This is a genomic window from Kineococcus haloalkalitolerans (assembly GCF_050871905.1).
In the GTDB taxonomy this organism is placed as follows: domain Bacteria; phylum Actinomycetota; class Actinomycetes; order Actinomycetales; family Kineococcaceae; genus Kineococcus.
The window spans coordinates 47,795-63,890 of sequence record NZ_JBJLSH010000004.1; the positions used below are offsets into that span (position 1 = coordinate 47,795).

Sequence of the window (16,096 nt, forward strand, 5' to 3'; positions counted from 1 at the left end):
GCAACATTGAGGAGGGTGAGATGACCGTCGACCACGAGACCGTCGAAGAGGACACCGTTCCAGACGTCCACGCCGAGGACTTGCCCCACGGCGCGTTCCAGGCGATGGGCAGGGTGCCGGCCGGCGCCGGCCGCGAGGAGGTGGTCGCACACCTCGCCGAGGCCGCCCGCCGCGTGCGCCGCCGCGACATCGAGATGATCTCCGCCGCCGGCCTGGGCCACATCGGCGGCGAGTACTCGGTCATCGACATCCTGGTGACCCTGTACCTGCAGGCGCTGGACCTGGAAGCCGGCCGTCTCGACGACCCCGAGCGCGATCGGTTCATCCTGTCCAAGGGGCACGCCGCGGCTGCGCTCTACACCACGCTCGCGGTGGCCGGGCACTTGCCGGCCGAGGACCTCGGCACCTTCATGCAGCCGCTCTCGCAGCTGAACGGCCACCCGGCCCGCACCAAGATCGAAGCTGTCGAGGCGAGCACCGGCCCCCTCGGGCACGGGTTGCCCATCGCCGTCGGTACCGCGCTGGCCGGCAAGATCGACGGCTCGAGCCGCCGCACGTTCGTCGTCACCGGCGACGGGGAGATGCAGGAGGGCTCGAACTGGGAGGCCCTCATGACCGCTGGTAACCACCAGCTGGCCAACCTGTGCCTGGTCGTCGACCGCAACCGCCTGCAGCAGGGGGCGCAGGTCGCCGACACGAACGACCTCGAGCCGCTGCCCGAGAAGCTGAGCGCTTTCGGCATGGAGGTCGTCGAGGTCGACGGGCACGACTACGGCGCTCTCATCGACGCCTTCGCCGCGGTGCCAGCCCCCTCCGGCAAGCCCACCGCGATCATCGCCCACACCCACAAGGGCCACCCGATCTCCTTCATGTCCGATGACGTCGCCTGGCACCACAAGGTGCCCTCGAAGGAGCAGGTGGCCACCGCGCTGTCCGAACTGGAGGCATCGTGAGCACCACGACCACGCCGCCGGCCGCCCCGGCCGCCCTGCACGACTGCCGCGACGCCTACGTCGAGGCCCTGATCGCCGCTGCCGACGCCGACCCGCGCATCGTGGCGGTCGTCAACGACTCCGTCGGCTCCAGCAAGCTGGCCCCCTTCGCCAAGAGGTTCGGCGACCGTCTGATCAACGTCGGCATCGCCGAGCAGGACATGGTCGGAGTCGCCGCCGGCCTGGCCAACGGCGGCAAGGTCCCGTTCGTCTCGGCTGCCTCCTGCTTCCTCACCGCCCGCGCGATGGAGCAGATCAAGGTCGACGCGGCCTACTCCCAGCACCACGTCGTGCTGTGCGGGATGAGCCCGGGCATGGCCTACGGCGAGCTCGGGCCGACGCACCACTCGATCGAGGACATCGCCTGGCTGCGCGCCATCCCGGGGCTGACCGTCGTCTCTCCGGCCGACCCGGCCGAGACCGCTCAGGCGGTGCGCTGGGCTGCCGGGCACGACGGCCCGGTCTTCCTGCGCATCAGTCGCATGGGCGTGCCGGACGTGAACGTCGCCGACTACACCTTCGTCCCTGGCAAGGCGGTCACCCTCCGCGAGGGCAGCGACGTGACGATCATCGCCAACGGCACGGCGGTGACCCGCGCCCTGGCCGGCGCGGACCAGCTGGCCGACGAGGGCGTCTCCGCCGCGGTGCTGTCGATGCCTACGGTCAAGCCGCTCGACGTGGACGCCCTCGTCGCCGCCGCCCGCAGCACCGGTGCGCTGATCACGGTCGAGGAGGCCCTCACCTCCGGGCTGGGCGGGGCCGTGGCCGAGGTCGTCGTGCGCCACCACCCCGTGCCCATGCGGATGATCGGCGTTCCGGACGCGTTCGCCCCCACCGGGTCGGCCGGCTGGCTGATGGACCACTTCGGGATCTCGGCGGCTGGCGTCGTCGCCGCCGCGCACGAGCTGCTCGGACGCTGATCCGCTCGGGGAGCGGGCCGGTAGCGGGGGACGCCCCGGTGCCGGCCCGCCTGGAGGCGGCGAGGTCCGAGCGGTCCAGCGGGCGTCGGCGGAGCCGGCCACCGCGGTACCGTCGGCTGACTGCTCATCCACTCACGCATGTCCATGCGGGAGTGGGCGCGACCAGCGTGCACGGTCGCTCACCCGTTCGAAGGGATCCGGTGCATGAAGCGCGAAGGGACCACGCCGGCGGCGGCGCCTCACCTCGCCCACGCCGACGACCAGTTGCGGCTCATGGCGAAGATCGCTCGCATGTACCACGAGCGGGGCATGCGTCAGGCGCAGATCGCCGAAGAGCTGCGCGTGTCCCAGGCGCGGGTCTCCCGCCTGCTCAAGCGCGCCGGTGAGGTCGGCATCGTGCGCACCATCGTCGCGCTGCCCGGCGGAGTGCACACCGACCTCGAGGAGGCGCTCGAGCGTCGCTTCGGGCTCGACGAAGCCGTGGTGGTCGACGCCGCGGGCTCCGACGAGACGATGACACCTGCTCTGGGTGCGGCGGCGGCCGTCTACCTGGAGAACACCCTCGGCGGCAGCGAGGTCGTCGGCATCTCCTCCTGGTCGGCCACCCTGCTGGCCGCGGTCGAAGCCATGCGGCCCGCGCGCGTCCGCTTGGTGCAGACCGTCGTGCAGCTGGTCGGTGGCATCGGAGATCCCCGCGTGCAGGTGCAAGCCAACCGGCTCATGGCCGCTTTCGCCCAGGACACCGGAGCGGATCCCGTGTTCCTGTCCGCGCCCGGCTTGCTGGGCTCGGCCGCCGCCCGCGACTCCCTCGTACGCGACCCGACCCTGGAGTCGGTCATGCAGCTGTGGCCCCGCTTGAGCATGGTGCTGGTCGGCATCGGCTCCCTGGAGCCATCACCTCTGTTGCGGGAGTCCGGCAACGCGCTGCCGGAGGCGGAGCAGGAGCTGCTGCGGCGGGCTGGAGCGGTCGGGGACATCTGCCACCGCTTCTTCGACGCCGAGGGCAAGCACGTGACCTCCGACGTCGACGACCGCATCATCGGCATCTCAGCCGACCAGCTGCGCAGCGTGCCCCGCCGGATCGCCGTCGCCGGCGGTGCGCGCAAGCACGCCGCGCTGCAGGCCGCTGTCGCCGGCGGCTGGGTCAACGTCCTGATCACCGACGTGGCGACGGCCGAGCACCTCCTGGCCGCCAGCGAGGACGGGAAGTCGTGAACCGGGGAGAGGGCAGCGGGACGCAGGTGTGGCTGGAGCGGGCGCGTGCGGCCACCGAGACCGCCGTCGAGGCCCTGGCGGCCGGACGTGGTGTCGTCGTGGTCGACGACCACGACCGCGAGGACGAGGGGGACGTCGTCTTCGCCGCCGCGTCGATCACCTCGGAGCAGGTCGCCTTCCTCATGACGCACTGCCGCGGTCTGATCTGCGTGGCGATGGAGGGTGACCTGCTGGACCGCTTGGACGTCCCGCTCATGGTCCGGCACAACACCGAGGCGCACCGCACCGCCTTCACCGTCTCCGTGGATGCCCGCGAGGGCATCAGCACAGGCATCTCCGCAGCCGACCGGGCCCTGACCGCTCGAATGCTCGCCGCACCAGGGACCCACCCGCACGACCTGGTCATGCCGGGGCACCTGTTCCCCCTGCGCGCCCATCCCGGTGGAGTCCTGGCTCGGCGCGGGCACACCGAGGCCGCCGCCACCTTGACCGCTCTGGCGGGTCTGCCCGCAGCTGGTGTCATCTGTGAGATCGCCGCCGCCGACGGGACCATGCTGCGCGGCGAGGCTCTGCACGCTTTCGCCCACGAGCACGACATGCCGCTCCTGAGCATCGACGAGCTCGCTGCTGCAGTCCGCTAGAACCGCCTGACGCTGCGTGAGTCGCGACCGGTGCGCGACGACGTGTCCCACGGGCTCCAGGGGCTCGTCGTCACCGCCGCGCCAGCTTGTCCGAGGTCCCCGACGGCCGGGCCCCTGGTCGCCCGCGCTCCAGATCTCCAGCACCCCGGTGCTGCCACCGGCCGGAAACTCGCTCCCTCACGTCCTCGTGCCCCTGAAGAACCTCAACTCCTGAAGGATGGAGACGTCGATGACCCGCACCCCGCTGATCGCCGGGAACTGGAAGATGGTCCTGGACCACCAGCAGGGCACCCTGCTGGTGCAGAAGCTGGACTGGACGCTGAAGGACGCCAAGCACGACCACGCGGCCGTCGAGGTCGCCGTGCTGCCGCCCTTCACCAGCCTGCGCACCGTGCAGACGCTCATCGAGGGCGACAAGCTGCCCATCGCGCTGGGCGCGCAGGACGTCTCCGCGCACGAGTCCGGCGCCCACACCGGCGAGGTGTCCGCGGCCATGCTCACCAAGCTGGGCGTGCGCTACGTGGCGGTCGGGCACTCCGAGCGCCGCCAGGACCACGGCGAGGACGACGCGCTGGTGCGCGCCAAGACCGCCAAGGCCCTCGAGCACGGGCTCGTGCCGATCGTGTGCGTGGGCGAGCCGCTGGAGGTCCGCCGGGCCGGCGAGCACGTCGGGCACACCGTCGGGCAGGTGACCGCGGCGCTGGAGGGCTTGCAGGCCGCGCAGGTGGCCGGGCTGGTCCTGGCGTACGAGCCGGTGTGGGCCATCGGCACCGGTGAGGTCGCCACCCCCGAGGACGCGCAGGAGGTCTGCGAGGCGCTGCGCGCCGCGGTCGCCGGGCAGTTCGACGCCGAGACCGCCGCGGCGGTGCGGGTCCTGTACGGCGGCAGCGTCAAGCCCGCCAACATCGCCTCGATCATGGCCCAGCCGGACGTGGACGGTGCCCTGGTCGGGGGTGCGAGCACCGACGCGGGGGACTTCGCCGCGATCGTGCGCTACCGCGAGCACCCGTCCTGACGCTCAGCGCGGACCGGCGGCGGGGCAACGGTTCACCGGCCTCGCAGCGACGCTGCCCTGCTGCTGAGGGCGACGCGAAACCGTGAGACGGGCCCGGTCCAGCAACGGCGCTGGGCGCAGCCTGGGCGAGCAGTCCGCCGCGAACGTCCTGCCGTCGGGCGTCACCGACCGTGGCGCCGCCTTCGCCCGGTCGAGGCGGCGACCGACGAGTTCAGCACGCTGGACGTCGTGGTGTCAGCACCGGGTACGGCCTCTTCGCCGCGGCCGAGCAGCGCTTGTGCGATCGGGTCGAAGCCGACCCGCCCGCCGTGGTGCTCGGCACCGGGTCTGTGCTGCCCTGTGCTGCGCATCCGTGGTCCGCGCCAACCACCCGGATCCGCAGGTCCAGAGGAATCGGCGTCCTCCTCGACCTGGACACCCGCCACACCGCCGCCTGGGCGCTGGAGGGGGCGACCGCGGTCGCCCTCGCGCGTGCCTTCGGGCGCGCTGCGCGACCCGTCGCCCCCGGCGTCACGTCACAGTGACGGCGGGAGCGCAGGCTGTGGAGGCCGATCGTCCTCGAAGCCAACCGCCACTGGGCCAACGTCGTGCACGTCACCTCCGACGCTGTCCTGGGCATCTCGCGCTCGACGGGGCGATGGCCGTGCGGCGCCACCGAGAGTCCCGGTGAGACCTGGCGCGTGAGCTGAGGCTGCGGCGGAGGAGCACCCGGTGAGCACGGCGGAGCAGCGCCTTCGAACGGACGGGGCGTTCAGCCAGGTCGGGACCACCGCGGTCATCGCTCCGGCGCATGCCCCGGACCTCCTCGTCCACGCCCGCTCCAGCGCGGCGCGCCGTCGAGGCGGTCACTCGGCTGTTCAGCCGGCCGCTGACCGACCGCCAGGACGGCCGGGTGCCGGTCTGCCACGGGTGGGTGGTGCACCGGCACCCTGAGCGACGAGGACGCGAACGCGCCGTGCGCTCCGTCCGGAGCGCCGTCACGGGGCACCGCGTCGCGCAGAGCTCGCACCTGCGGGGCGAAGGGCTGCCACCCACATCGACGACGGTGCTGGACGAACGCAGCCTCTTCATGGAAACGTTGCCATCACATGTCCGGTGCTCGCGCCAGCCAGCCTCCCGGCGTTGACCGAGGCGATCACGACGGGAAGGACCACCGTGCTGCCACCCGCAGCTGCTCTGCTCACCACACCCTCCGAGGTCCACGACGTTCCCGCGTCCCCGGTCCTGTCACCGGGTACCCGGCCCTCACCGGTGACCGCACGGCCGAGCGGGCCCGTCCCCGTCCTGCCGGGCTGCCACCCGGATCCGTCGGTGTGCCGGGCGGGCGAGGAGTACGTGATGGTCACGTCGTCGTTCGCGCTGTGGCCCGGCTTGCCGGTGCACCGCAGCACCGACCTGGTGCACTGGGAGCTGGCCGGTCACGTCCTCAGCAGCCGTGCTGCCCTCGATGCCTTGGCCCTGGACGACCTCGACCTGTCCGACGGCGTGTGGGCCCCGACGGTGCGCCACCACCGCGGCACCTTCTACGTCGTCTTCAGCACCGCTCGTGATCGGCGCGGCGCCGGCACGTTCGTGTGCACGGCCCAGGCGCCGGAGGGACCCTGGTCTGACCCGGTGGCCGTCGACGCACCTGGGATCGACCCCTCACTGTTCTTCGACGGCGACCGGTGCTGGCTGACAGCCTGTCGCGACGCGACCGATCCGGCGGCCAGCGGCCCGGGCGAACTGTGGATGCGCGAGCTGAAGCTGGACCCCCTGGAGGTCGTCGGCCCGGAGCACGTGCTCTGGCACGGAGCCGTGCACGGCGCGTGGGTGGAGGCGCCGCACGTCTTCGAGCGTGACGGGCGCTACCACCTCATCGCAGCTGAGGGTGGCACCGAGCGCCACCACGCCGTGACCGCCGCCGTCGCCGACCACGTCACCGGTCCGTGGCGCACCGACCCGCGCAGCCCGCTCCTCACACACCGGCACCTCGGGACCGAGAGCGGTGTGCAGAACGTGGGTCACGCCGACGTCGTCGACGCCGTGGACGGCACCAGCTGGGCCGTCGTGCTGGGAACCCGACCGGTCGACGGCTCGCACGTCATGGGGCGCGAAGTCTTCCTCGTTCCCGTCCGGTGGGACGCGGGTGGTCCCGTCTTCGCACCCGGGCACGGGCGGCTGCCCGAGCGCCTCGATCTGCTGGCGGAGCCGCACCGGAAGCCCGCGGACCGCTGGGTCTCGTTGCGGGGACCGGTCGAGCACGCGGTGCACAGCACCGCAGCCGGCCGGACGCACGTCCTCGCACCTCGCCCGGACCCCCTGACCGGACGCGGCACGCCGGCTCTCGTCGGGCGCCACCAGGACGCCCACCGGTTCTCCTTCAGCGCAGAACTGGAGCTGGGGTCTCTTCCGCGTGCAGCCCGCTGCGGCATCGTCGCCCACCAGCATGAGCGCGCCTTCCTGGCGCTGGACGTGGTCACCGAAGACGGCGCTGTCGGCTTCGAGCTCGTGCTGCAGTCCCCGGCCGGGCGTCGCGTCCTCGCCCACCGCGCTCACGGGCCCCTCAGCAGGGGTGACAGAGCCCTGCTCGAGCTGCGCGGTGACGAGCGCAGCTACACCGCGAGCGTGCAGCTCGAGGACGGCGCCCGGAGCGAGCTCGGCAGCGTGGCGCACCACGAGCTGGCGACCGAGCGCGTCGGAGGCTTTCTCGGGGTGCTGCTCGCGCTGCACGCCCAGGGCGCGGCCACCGAGCGGCCCGTTGCCTTCGGGCGCGTGTCCTACGACGCGGTGGGGGAGGAGGAGTGCGCCTGCGCGTCGTCCCGGGTCTCGGGGTGAAGCGGCGGGCAGGTGCTCCGCCGCTCCACCAGGTCCGGCGCGATGCTGTGGTGGCGGGCCGGCTCGCCGGCCATCAGGCCCAGGACGACGTCCGCCGCCCGGCGACCCAGCTCGAAGTGGTCCTGACGCACCGTCGTCAAGGCCGGGACCAGGTAGGCGGAGGCGCTCAGGTCGTCGAACCCCACCACCGACAGGTCCTGCGGCACGCGCAGACCCACCTCGGCGCACGCGGCCAACAGTCCGGTGGCCATCGCGTCGTTGGCCGCGAAGACCGCCGTGGGCCGCGGGCGAGTGCGCGCGAGCCGCAGGCCCAGCTCGTACCCCGACCGCGCGCTGAGGTCACCGTGCAGCACCCCCGTGGCGTCCAGGCCGGCGGCCAGCACCTCCGCACGCCACCCCTCGAGCCGGGCGGCGGCGTCGAAGGTCGCGGAGCTGCCGGCCAGGTGGGCGATGTGCCGGTGCCCCAGTGAGAGCAAGTGGCGCGTCGCCAGGCGCGCACCCAGGTCCTGGTCGATCTCGACGGTGCTGACGGCGGGGTTGCTCAACCGACCCGACATGACCACCGACAGGGGGACGCCGACGTGCACCTCGTCGAGGGCTTCCGCTGCTACGGGCCGGTCGGCGAAGGCCACCACCCCGTCGGCGCCGCGGTCGGTGAGCCTGCCGATCACGTCGGCCAGAGCGCCCTGCTCGGTCCCCTGCCAGCGGGCGAGCGAGATGCCGTACCCGGCTCCGGAAGCGGTCGTCTCCAGCCCGAAGAGCATGCGTGCCAGTTCGAACAGCTCCGCCCCGGCGAGCACCACCCCGAGGGTCATCGTCTGCCCGCTCTTCAGGGCGCGGGCGACGTCGTTGCGTCGGTACCCGAGGCGGTCGATCGCCGCGAGCACGCGCTGACGGGTCTCCGGACGCACCGAGTCCGGGGCGTTGAGCACGCGGCTGACCGTCACGTGCGCGACGCCGGCCTCGCGCGCGACGTCGACCATGCTCGGCGGTCTGCCCACCCGTGCCCCCCCTCCCCTCGGCCGCGCGGACGTCGTCGGCCAGCGCATCCTCCCACCGCGCGGCGGCGGCACCACCGGCCCCCGGTCCACACCCACCGTCAGGTGTGCCGGTCGAACGCGGACCGGACGACGAGCGCGACGACGTAGGCGGAGACCGAGAAGCCGACGGTGCCCAGCAGCACTAGGGCCGGGGGGAGGACCACGACCGTGCTCACCAGCGTCGCCGGGACGAGGAGGAGCCCGCCGGTGCGCAAGGGCTCGGCTCCGGGCAGCAGCAGGGCGTTGCGCACGGTCCGCCTCACCCCATGGCCGGCGCGGGGGATCAGAGCCGCGCCGTAGACGAACGCTGCGACCAGGTAGGTGGATGCCAGGACAGCGACCGTGCCGAGGGCGGCGCCCAGAGCCGTCGACGTGGAGAACCAGAACACGGCGACGAACGCGAAGACCAGGGCGGGCAACCCCAGGAGGGCCGAGACAGCGGTCGCCGTCAGCCCGTGCGCCCGCAGAGCCGGTAGGAAGTCCCTCACGGGATTGCCGCTCTCCTGGTCGGAGTACCGGAGCATCACGGCGAACAACGCACTCGTGGCCGCGCCGATCGACACGATCGGGAGGCAGCAGAGCAGGAACAGGACGTTGAGCGCCACCATCCCCAGGAACCCGCTCAGCCCTTGCAGCGTTCGGCTCTCCAGGTCAACGGCCACCCGGGTCCCCCTCGCCCTCGACACGACCAGCCGGGATCACCGGAAGGCCTCCACGACGGCCTCCCGCGCCTCGCTCTGAGCCCTCGCGTCGGCCATGTCAGCCTCGAGGACGTCCGCGTACCCGAGTCCCTCGGCAGTCTGGCGCATCTCGGTGAGCAGCGATTCGAACTGCGCGTCGTCGCGGGCGAAGGCCATCTGCCACGACATCTGCACGATGACCGCCTTCACCTGGTTGCGGGTGGTCTCCAGCAGCGAGTCGTCGCCGGAGCTGGCGTACCCGGCGCCCGCGCCCACCAGCAGCTGGCCGCTGTCGCGCAGGTACTCCATGGCGGTGGTGGCCCCTGTGCGCGCGGTCCAGTCCTCCTGCACGGGGTTCCCGGTCAGCGCCTGGTAGCTGGGCCAGGACTTGTAGCTGTACGGCAGGTTGGTGGCTGGGTCGATGTCGGCCGGTAGCACGGACGTGGTGTTGAGGGCGGAGGCGCCGGCGGTGTACTTCCCCCCGCCCCAGTCCGCCGGGACGTCCGCGTCGCCTTCGAGGTACACCTGCTCGCCGACGGCCGTGGGCACCGGCGCGCCGGCGGGGTCGAGCTCCCAGGTCAGGCCGCGGGGACCGCTGGCGCCCGCGGTCTGGTTCGCACCGCTGTACGCACCCTCGGCCGAGTACAGCCAGTCGAGGAAGGCGGCGATCCGCTCCGGGTCCTCGGCCTGGGAACCGACGGCGAAGACCTGGGTCGCGCCGTAGGCCTCCGCGCCGTAGGAGTAGACGACCTGGTCGTCGACCGGGGTGAGCATGAAGCCCTTGCCTGCGTCCAGGTTGGCGTCGGTGTTGAACGCGGCCTGGGCCAGCCAGGGCCACCAGGAGAGCAGCACCTGGCCGTTCTGGTACTTGGCGTTGACGGTGTCGAAGTTCTGCGTGGTCGACTCGGGATCGACCAGGCCCAGCTTGTTGGCCTCGTAGTAGAAGCGCAGGGCACGGACGTACTGCGAGTCCGGGTCCAGGATGCTCTGGTAGTCGCTGCCGTCGGCCTTGGCCAAGACGAAACCCATCTCGTCGTAGCCGTAGAGGCAGGCCGGCTGCTTGGCCATCACCATCATGTTGCCGTCCCAGTCCTTGAACAGCGACAGGGCGTACACGGGTCGGCCGTCGTCGGTCGTGGGGTGGGCTGCTTGCATGCGCGCCAGGACGGGCAGCAGGTCCTCGAGAGTGCCGATCTGCGGGTAACCCTGCTCGGCGAAGAAGTCCCACCGCAGGTAGGTGCCGAAGGTGGGGTCGACACCCTCGGACGGCTCCCAAGGCTTGATGGACGACACTTGAGTGGGCAGTGCGTACAGGCCGCCGTACTCCTCGCCGAGGTGCTGCACCGCGGCGTCGTACCGTCCCAAGTTCTCCATGGCCGGGTAGTACGGCGTGACGTCGAGCACCAGGCCGCCGTCGACCAGCTCCCGCATCTGGGTGCCCTTGGTCGTGACGACGAGGTCACCCAGGTCCCCGGCGGAGACGCGCGTGTTGAACAGCGTGTCGCCACCTCCGGCCACGTTGGGGGCGATGATGTTCAACCGCATGTTGAACTTGTCCTTGACGAGCTTGGCGAACCAGCCCTCCTGCATGCCCATGTAGTTGGCCAGGACGGCGAAGACGTCGATGGTGATCTCCTCGTCCCACGACTGCCGGAAGGCGTCGATCTCCTGCACCTCCTCCTGGGCGCTGTCCGTGCAGGAGGTGAGGACCACAGGTGCGGCTGCGGAGGCGGCGAGGATGGCCAGGGCGGATCGGCGCTTCATTGCTGTCCGTTCTCTCGAGGACGTGCGGTGAGGTTGACGAGGGGATCTGGCTCAGCCCTTGACGGCGCCGAGCATGATCCCCTTGACGAAGTAGCGCTGGAAGAGCGGGTAGACGAAGACGATGGGAAGGACGACCAAGACCGAGACCGTCACCCGGATGGATGTCGGCGTCTGCTCGGTCGCCCCCGCCACGACCGTGCTGAGGTTGCCGCTGGAACCCTGCGCGGCCTGGGCCAGGCTGTTCGCCTGGTTGATGAAGGTGTAGAGCAGGTACTGCAGGGTGTAGAGGCTCTGGTCGGTGATGTAGATCAGGGTGTCCTGGAAGGAGTTCCAGTGCGTCACCGCGGAGAAGATGGCCACGGTGGCGAGGATCGGGGTCATGTTGGGCAGGTAGATCCGGAAGAAGACCTGGACGATGCTGGCGCCGTCCACCTCGGCGGCCTCCTGCAGCGAGCGCGGCATCGCCTCGACGTAGGTCTTGACGAGGATGACGAAGAACGGTTGCACGACGAGGGGGAGCACGTACACCCAGAAGCTGTTGGTCAGCCCCAGCATCTTCATCGTGATGAACAGCGGGATGACGCCGGCGCTGAAGTACATGGTGATGATGAGGTAGCGGTACCAGAACTTCCGCCCCCACATCCTCTCCTGGGTGAACATGAAGCCGAGGAACGCCGATGCCAGCACCGTGGCGGCAGTGCCGATCACGGTGCGGCCGACGCTGACGGCTGCGGCCGCTGCCAGGCCGTTGAGCTGGAGCACCTGGTCGAAGTTGGCCAGGTGCAGGCCCGTCGGCAGGAAGCGCACGTCGCCCGCCGCGGCAGCGTCGTTGGCGCTGACCGCGTTGATGATCAGGTAGTAGAAGGGGTACGCGCAGATGACAGCCAGCAGGGCGAAGACGGCGTAGTTGATCGCCGAGAACACGACGTCCGTTACCGAGCGCCGCGGGGGCCGGGTGGAGCCGCGGCTCGACGCGGCGGTGGTGCTGGTGGTGGTCGACACGGCTGGTTCCTAGACGATCGACTCGCCGCGGACGCGCTTGGCGAGTGCGTTGACGGTGAAGAGGAGCGCGACGGAGACGACGCTCTTGAGCATCCCGACGGCCGTCGCCAGCGACAGGCTGTTCCCCGTGATGCCGAGGTTGTACACGTACAGGTCCAGGACCTGGATGGATTCGCGGTTGAAGGCGTTCTGGAAGACGAAGTACTGCTCTATCCCGTTGTTGAGCAGGTTGGCGATCGACAGCAGGAGCAGGACGAAGAAGGTGGGCATCAGCTGCGGGACGGTGATGTACCACATCGTCTGGAAGCGGCCGGCTCCGTCGATGCGGGCCGACTCGTAGAGGGACTGGTCGACCCCGGCGATCGCGGCCAGGTAGATGATCGCTCCCCAGCCCAGCCCCTTCCACACGCTCCACAGGGTCATGGTCAACCAGACGTTCTGGTCCGTGTCGAGGAACTTGGCCGGCGTGGTGATGAGGCCGGAGTCGAGGAGCAGATCGTTGACGAGGCCGCCGCTGGAGAACATCGAAAAGGCGATCATGTAGACGAGCACCCAGGAGATGAAGTTGGGCAGCGTCGTCAGCGTCTGCACCGCGTTGCGGAACCGCCGTGAGCGGACCTCGTTGAGGAAGACGGCGAAGGCGAGGGGAAGCACCGAAGTGGCGATCCCCAGGAAGCTGATCGCCAGGGTGTTCAGAAGGACGCGACCGATCACCGCGAGCTGCGTCGGGGAGCTGACGAGCAGCTCGAACCACTGCAGGCCGACGAAGCGGCTGCCGCTCAGGCCCAGCGCCGGCTTGTAGTCGTATAAGGCGTACACCCACCCGAAGAGCGGGAAGTAGGAGAAGGCGAAGGCGAGGGCGAGCAGTGGTGCCACCCACAGGAACATGGACACCGAGGTGCGGCGGCGTCGTCGAGGGCCCGGCAGGTGTCGCTCGTCCGACCCGGTGACCTGCTCCAGGGCCGCAGTGGCGACCTGCTGTCCGTAGCGGCGGTCTGCCGCAGCTTCCGTCACGCCGTCTCCTTCGACAGTGGGGAGTGAGGTCTCCCGTGCAGCGCTGGTCGAGACGATGGTGATGGAAACGTTGCCATCCGTCAAGGAGATCGCCGCTCGGCGACAGAGCCGCCGGGTCCGGGCGCTGATCACCGGCGACATCGCGCTGCCTCCCGCGCCTTCGCCGAGCTGCGCTCACGCGGTACAGGCACCACGCGTCGGGTAGTCGTCGCTGTCGCACCGGATGCTCAACGTCTTGGACACGGGGGCGGGGAGAAGGTGCTGACCTTCCTCCGGAAGGCGGGTCGGTGGACGAACCACCCCCTGGCGTAAGCGTCGTGAGACGGACTGATCGCTCGCGGGAATGGCCTTGTGGGGCTCCGGGCCGTCCGACCCGGCCATCAGCTCCTCCGGCACCCTGCGCGCTGCTGACATGGCCGCGGTGCGTCCTGCCCAGAGCTAGGGAGGTCAGCGAGGGAGACCAGGGGCGTGCCGCGGGTGAAGACGACCCTCAGCCGCCGTAAGGAGGCTGCCCGCGTCGCGATGCCGGCCCCCTTGTGCCAGTACGGGGCAGGCCCCAGAGGAGCACGAAGTCCTTCGCTCGGCCGTCACGGCGCCGGTCCGGGCAACGTCATCCGAGCGACGTCGTCGACGGCGAAAGGCTTTGGAGGCCGTCTCACACCCTCCCTCGGGGCTCGGGGCTCGGGGCTCGGGGCTCGGGGCTCGGGGCTCGGGGCTCGGGGCTCGGGGCTCGGGGCTTGGGGCTTGGGGCTCGGGGCTCGGGGGTCAAGGGCCCGGCACTGCCGGCTCTGGATGAGAGGCTCCGGGGCGCGCGAGCACCACCGCGAGCATGATCAAACCCGCGCCCACGGCGGCCGTCCACCCGAAGCGCTCATGCAGGAGCACCAGCGCCAGGACGCCCGCCACCACCGGCTCCAGCAGCGTGCAGACCGCCACGGTGCTGGGGTGGACGCCTTCGTGCAGGCCGCTGTAGTAGGCCAGGTAGCCGAGCACTGTGGCGACGAACGTCAGGAACGCCAGAGCGGCCCAAGCCACCGGGGAAAGCGTGCCGAAGTGGAAGCCGGAGAAGACGCCCCAGGGCAGGCAGAGAGCCCCGGCGCCGGTGAGTGACGCCGCGACCAGAACTTGGGCGTTCAGACCCGGTTGCGGGCGGCTGTTCAGGTGGGTGGTCGCGGCGAAAGCCACCCCGGACACCGTGGCCAGCCCGAGACCGAGCCAGTAGTCGGCCGCGCCGGTAGCGGATCCGGATCCCGAGCCGGGCAAGCACACCAGGACCAGGCCGACGAGGGAGGCTACCTGGCCGCAGCAGGTGACGACCGACGGTAGACGCCTATCGCGCAGTGCCGACCAGACGGTGACCGTGATGATGCCCACCGCGAGACTCGCCACGGTCGAGATCGCCACCCCGAGGTAGGCCAGCGACTGGAAGTACGCCGCGATGACCAACATCGTCAGCACTGCGGTCACAGCGATCGTCCGCCAGGTGGCCGCCGTGTTGGGCACCCCGCGGAAGCGGCCGGCGAGCAGTGCGATGAGGAGCATCGAGCCGCCGCCCAGCAGGAGCCGCACCGTGACGACGGCGGCGAAGGAAGTACCGCTGTTCTCGACGATCAGCACGCCGGAGACGCCGTTCGTGCCCCACAGGACGGCTCCGACCAGGACCAGTAGAAAGCCTCTGCGGCCTGTGCGGCTCACGGTCTGAGCAGGGGGGACGGCGCTGGTTGCGCTGGTGCTCTGCACGTGGGGCGCCTCCTGGCTCTCAGTTCGTCGTCAGACGTCCGCATCGGGGGCCTGGTCCAGCGGGACGGTCCCGTCTCCTCTGGTGACAGTGGGCTGGCAGATGATCCCATCCTGGCCGAGCCGTCCGGCCACATGATGTCCCATCCTGGGACGAACGAATCACCGCATCACTGGAACGCGGCGCACAGAAGGCGAACGCCACTGGATGTGTCTCACTTGGGAACAGACCGGCACGGCGCGAGGGCCTTAACGTGGTCCCCGGTGGTGCGAAGAAGAGCCGCAATTGCGGATCCGCCGCAGCGAATCACTCACCGGGTGCCGTCGCGTCGGGCCGATAACGGTGCACAGCAAACGCTTCGAGGAGGAGTCGTGGTCGTTTCAGCAACGGCAGCACAGGCGGGCGAACGACGTGGAGCGGGCGGACCCTCGAGTAGCCGATCCCCGGTGTGCGTGGTGCACGGCAGAGTCGTGCACGGGGACGGTCGCGCTCGAGAGACGGGGTTTCCTACCGCCAACGTGCCACTGCTCGACCAGCGGGGACCGCTGGCTGCAACCGACGGCATGTGGGTTGGGGTCGTGACGCTTCGAAGTCCGCAAGGGCCGCACGAGCGGCTCGCCGCCGTCTCCGTCGGTCGGCGCCTCAGCTACCACGAGTCCCGCGGCACGCGTCTCCTCGAGGCGCACTTGCTCGACTTCACCGGGGACCTCTACGGCCAGTTCGTGGTGGTCGAACTTTTCGAGCGCGTGCGCGGTCAACTCGCGCTCCCCGGTTCGTCCGCTCTGGTCGAGCAGATGCACGCCGAGGTGGCAGCAGTTCGAGCTTGGGTGCGGGGGGACGCGCGGTGAGCGCACGTCCGCAGAGAGACGCCCCTGCGGCCCGCACCAAGTGGTGGTCCTGCGGGAGGGCGATGCGGCCAGCGGCGCTGAAGACCTGCGGTAGCAATTCCGCTGTGCCGACGCCGTGCAGGACCCGCGATGTCAGGGTGAGCCGGTAGTTCGACGACATCACGGCCGTACCGAGTCCTCAGCAGAGTCGAGAGGGGCGGCACGGTCGAGGCGTGCACGGATGGGGCTCCTAAGCCGTCGAAACGTACGTCACCGGGTCCCAGCTTGGGGTGAGCCATGAGCCGACGGCTGTACCAGGCGGAGGCACCGCGCTCCGCACTCCTCCGACATCTGCTCCGGCTTCGTCGCCTCTTGTCCGTTGTCTTGCGTCTCCCACTCGGGTCTTCGGTGGCGGGTTCCGCGTCCGCGCT

Annotated in this window: 13 protein-coding genes; 7 read left to right on the forward strand and 6 right to left on the reverse strand. The window is 70.7% G+C overall.

Going from position 1 to position 16,096, the window contains the following annotated elements:
• Positions 1-20 precede the first annotated feature (20 nt).
• The 6 genes from ACRYMY_RS03205 (at position 21) to ACRYMY_RS03230 (ending at position 7,600) form a co-directional block, all read left to right on the forward strand.
• Entirely contained in the window at positions 21-953 is a 933-nt protein-coding gene (locus ACRYMY_RS03205) for a transketolase (RefSeq protein WP_432545828.1), read from the forward strand.
• The gene (locus ACRYMY_RS03210; RefSeq protein WP_432545829.1) at positions 950-1,912 is read left to right on the forward strand and encodes a transketolase family protein; all 963 of its coding nucleotides are present in this window, start codon (positions 950-952) and stop codon (positions 1,910-1,912) included. Before ACRYMY_RS03205 ends, ACRYMY_RS03210 begins: the two co-directional genes overlap by 4 nt.
• Before the next feature lie 204 nt (positions 1,913-2,116).
• Positions 2,117-3,127, forward strand: coding sequence for a sugar-binding transcriptional regulator (locus tag ACRYMY_RS03215; protein ID WP_432545830.1), 1,011 nt, complete (start codon positions 2,117-2,119; stop codon positions 3,125-3,127).
• On the forward strand, positions 3,124-3,768 hold the full coding sequence (gene ribB, locus ACRYMY_RS03220) for a 3,4-dihydroxy-2-butanone-4-phosphate synthase (RefSeq protein ID WP_432545831.1): 645 nt from the start codon (positions 3,124-3,126) through the stop codon (positions 3,766-3,768). Before ACRYMY_RS03215 ends, ribB begins: the two co-directional genes overlap by 4 nt.
• A gap of 229 nt (positions 3,769-3,997) precedes the next feature.
• Entirely contained in the window at positions 3,998-4,783 is a 786-nt protein-coding gene (gene tpiA, locus ACRYMY_RS03225; RefSeq protein ID WP_432545832.1) for a triose-phosphate isomerase, read from the forward strand.
• A 1,251-nt stretch (positions 4,784-6,034) separates the two neighbouring features.
• Entirely contained in the window at positions 6,035-7,600 is a 1,566-nt protein-coding gene (locus ACRYMY_RS03230; RefSeq protein ID WP_432545833.1) for a glycoside hydrolase family 43 protein, read from the forward strand.
• Here ACRYMY_RS03230 and ACRYMY_RS03235 read toward each other — a convergent pair.
• The 6 genes from ACRYMY_RS03235 to ACRYMY_RS03260 all read right to left on the reverse strand — a co-directional run bounded on the left by ACRYMY_RS03235 (position 7,543) and on the right by ACRYMY_RS03260 (position 14,840).
• Positions 7,543-8,601 (reverse strand): LacI family DNA-binding transcriptional regulator, encoded by a 1,059-nt coding sequence (locus ACRYMY_RS03235; RefSeq protein ID WP_432545834.1) that lies wholly within the window; start codon positions 8,599-8,601, stop codon positions 7,543-7,545. The genes ACRYMY_RS03230 and ACRYMY_RS03235 overlap by 58 nt on opposite strands.
• Positions 8,602-8,699: 98 nt before the next feature.
• Positions 8,700-9,302, reverse strand: coding sequence for a DUF624 domain-containing protein (locus ACRYMY_RS03240; RefSeq protein ID WP_432545835.1), 603 nt, complete (start codon positions 9,300-9,302; stop codon positions 8,700-8,702).
• A gap of 36 nt (positions 9,303-9,338) precedes the next feature.
• Positions 9,339-11,084 carry an extracellular solute-binding protein gene (locus ACRYMY_RS03245; protein WP_432545836.1) on the reverse strand — a complete coding sequence of 582 codons (1,746 nt, stop codon included), beginning with the start codon at positions 11,082-11,084 and terminating at the stop codon, positions 9,339-9,341.
• A gap of 51 nt (positions 11,085-11,135) precedes the next feature.
• The gene (locus ACRYMY_RS03250) at positions 11,136-12,086 is read right to left on the reverse strand and encodes a carbohydrate ABC transporter permease (RefSeq protein ID WP_432545837.1); all 951 of its coding nucleotides are present in this window, start codon (positions 12,084-12,086) and stop codon (positions 11,136-11,138) included.
• Between the two features lie 9 nt (positions 12,087-12,095).
• Complete coding sequence (locus ACRYMY_RS03255; protein WP_432545895.1) at positions 12,096-12,974, reverse strand: ABC transporter permease subunit; 879 nt, start codon at positions 12,972-12,974, stop codon at positions 12,096-12,098.
• An 891-nt stretch (positions 12,975-13,865) separates the two neighbouring features.
• Positions 13,866-14,840: a DMT family transporter gene (locus tag ACRYMY_RS03260; RefSeq protein WP_432545838.1), complete on the reverse strand. Its 975-nt coding sequence runs from the start codon at positions 14,838-14,840 to the stop codon at positions 13,866-13,868.
• A gap of 135 nt (positions 14,841-14,975) precedes the next feature.
• Here ACRYMY_RS03260 and ACRYMY_RS03265 point away from each other — a divergent pair, with 135 nt between their 5' ends.
• Positions 14,976-15,686, forward strand: coding sequence for a riboflavin kinase (locus ACRYMY_RS03265; RefSeq protein WP_432545896.1), 711 nt, complete (start codon positions 14,976-14,978; stop codon positions 15,684-15,686).
• Positions 15,687-16,096: the final 410 nt, after the last annotated feature.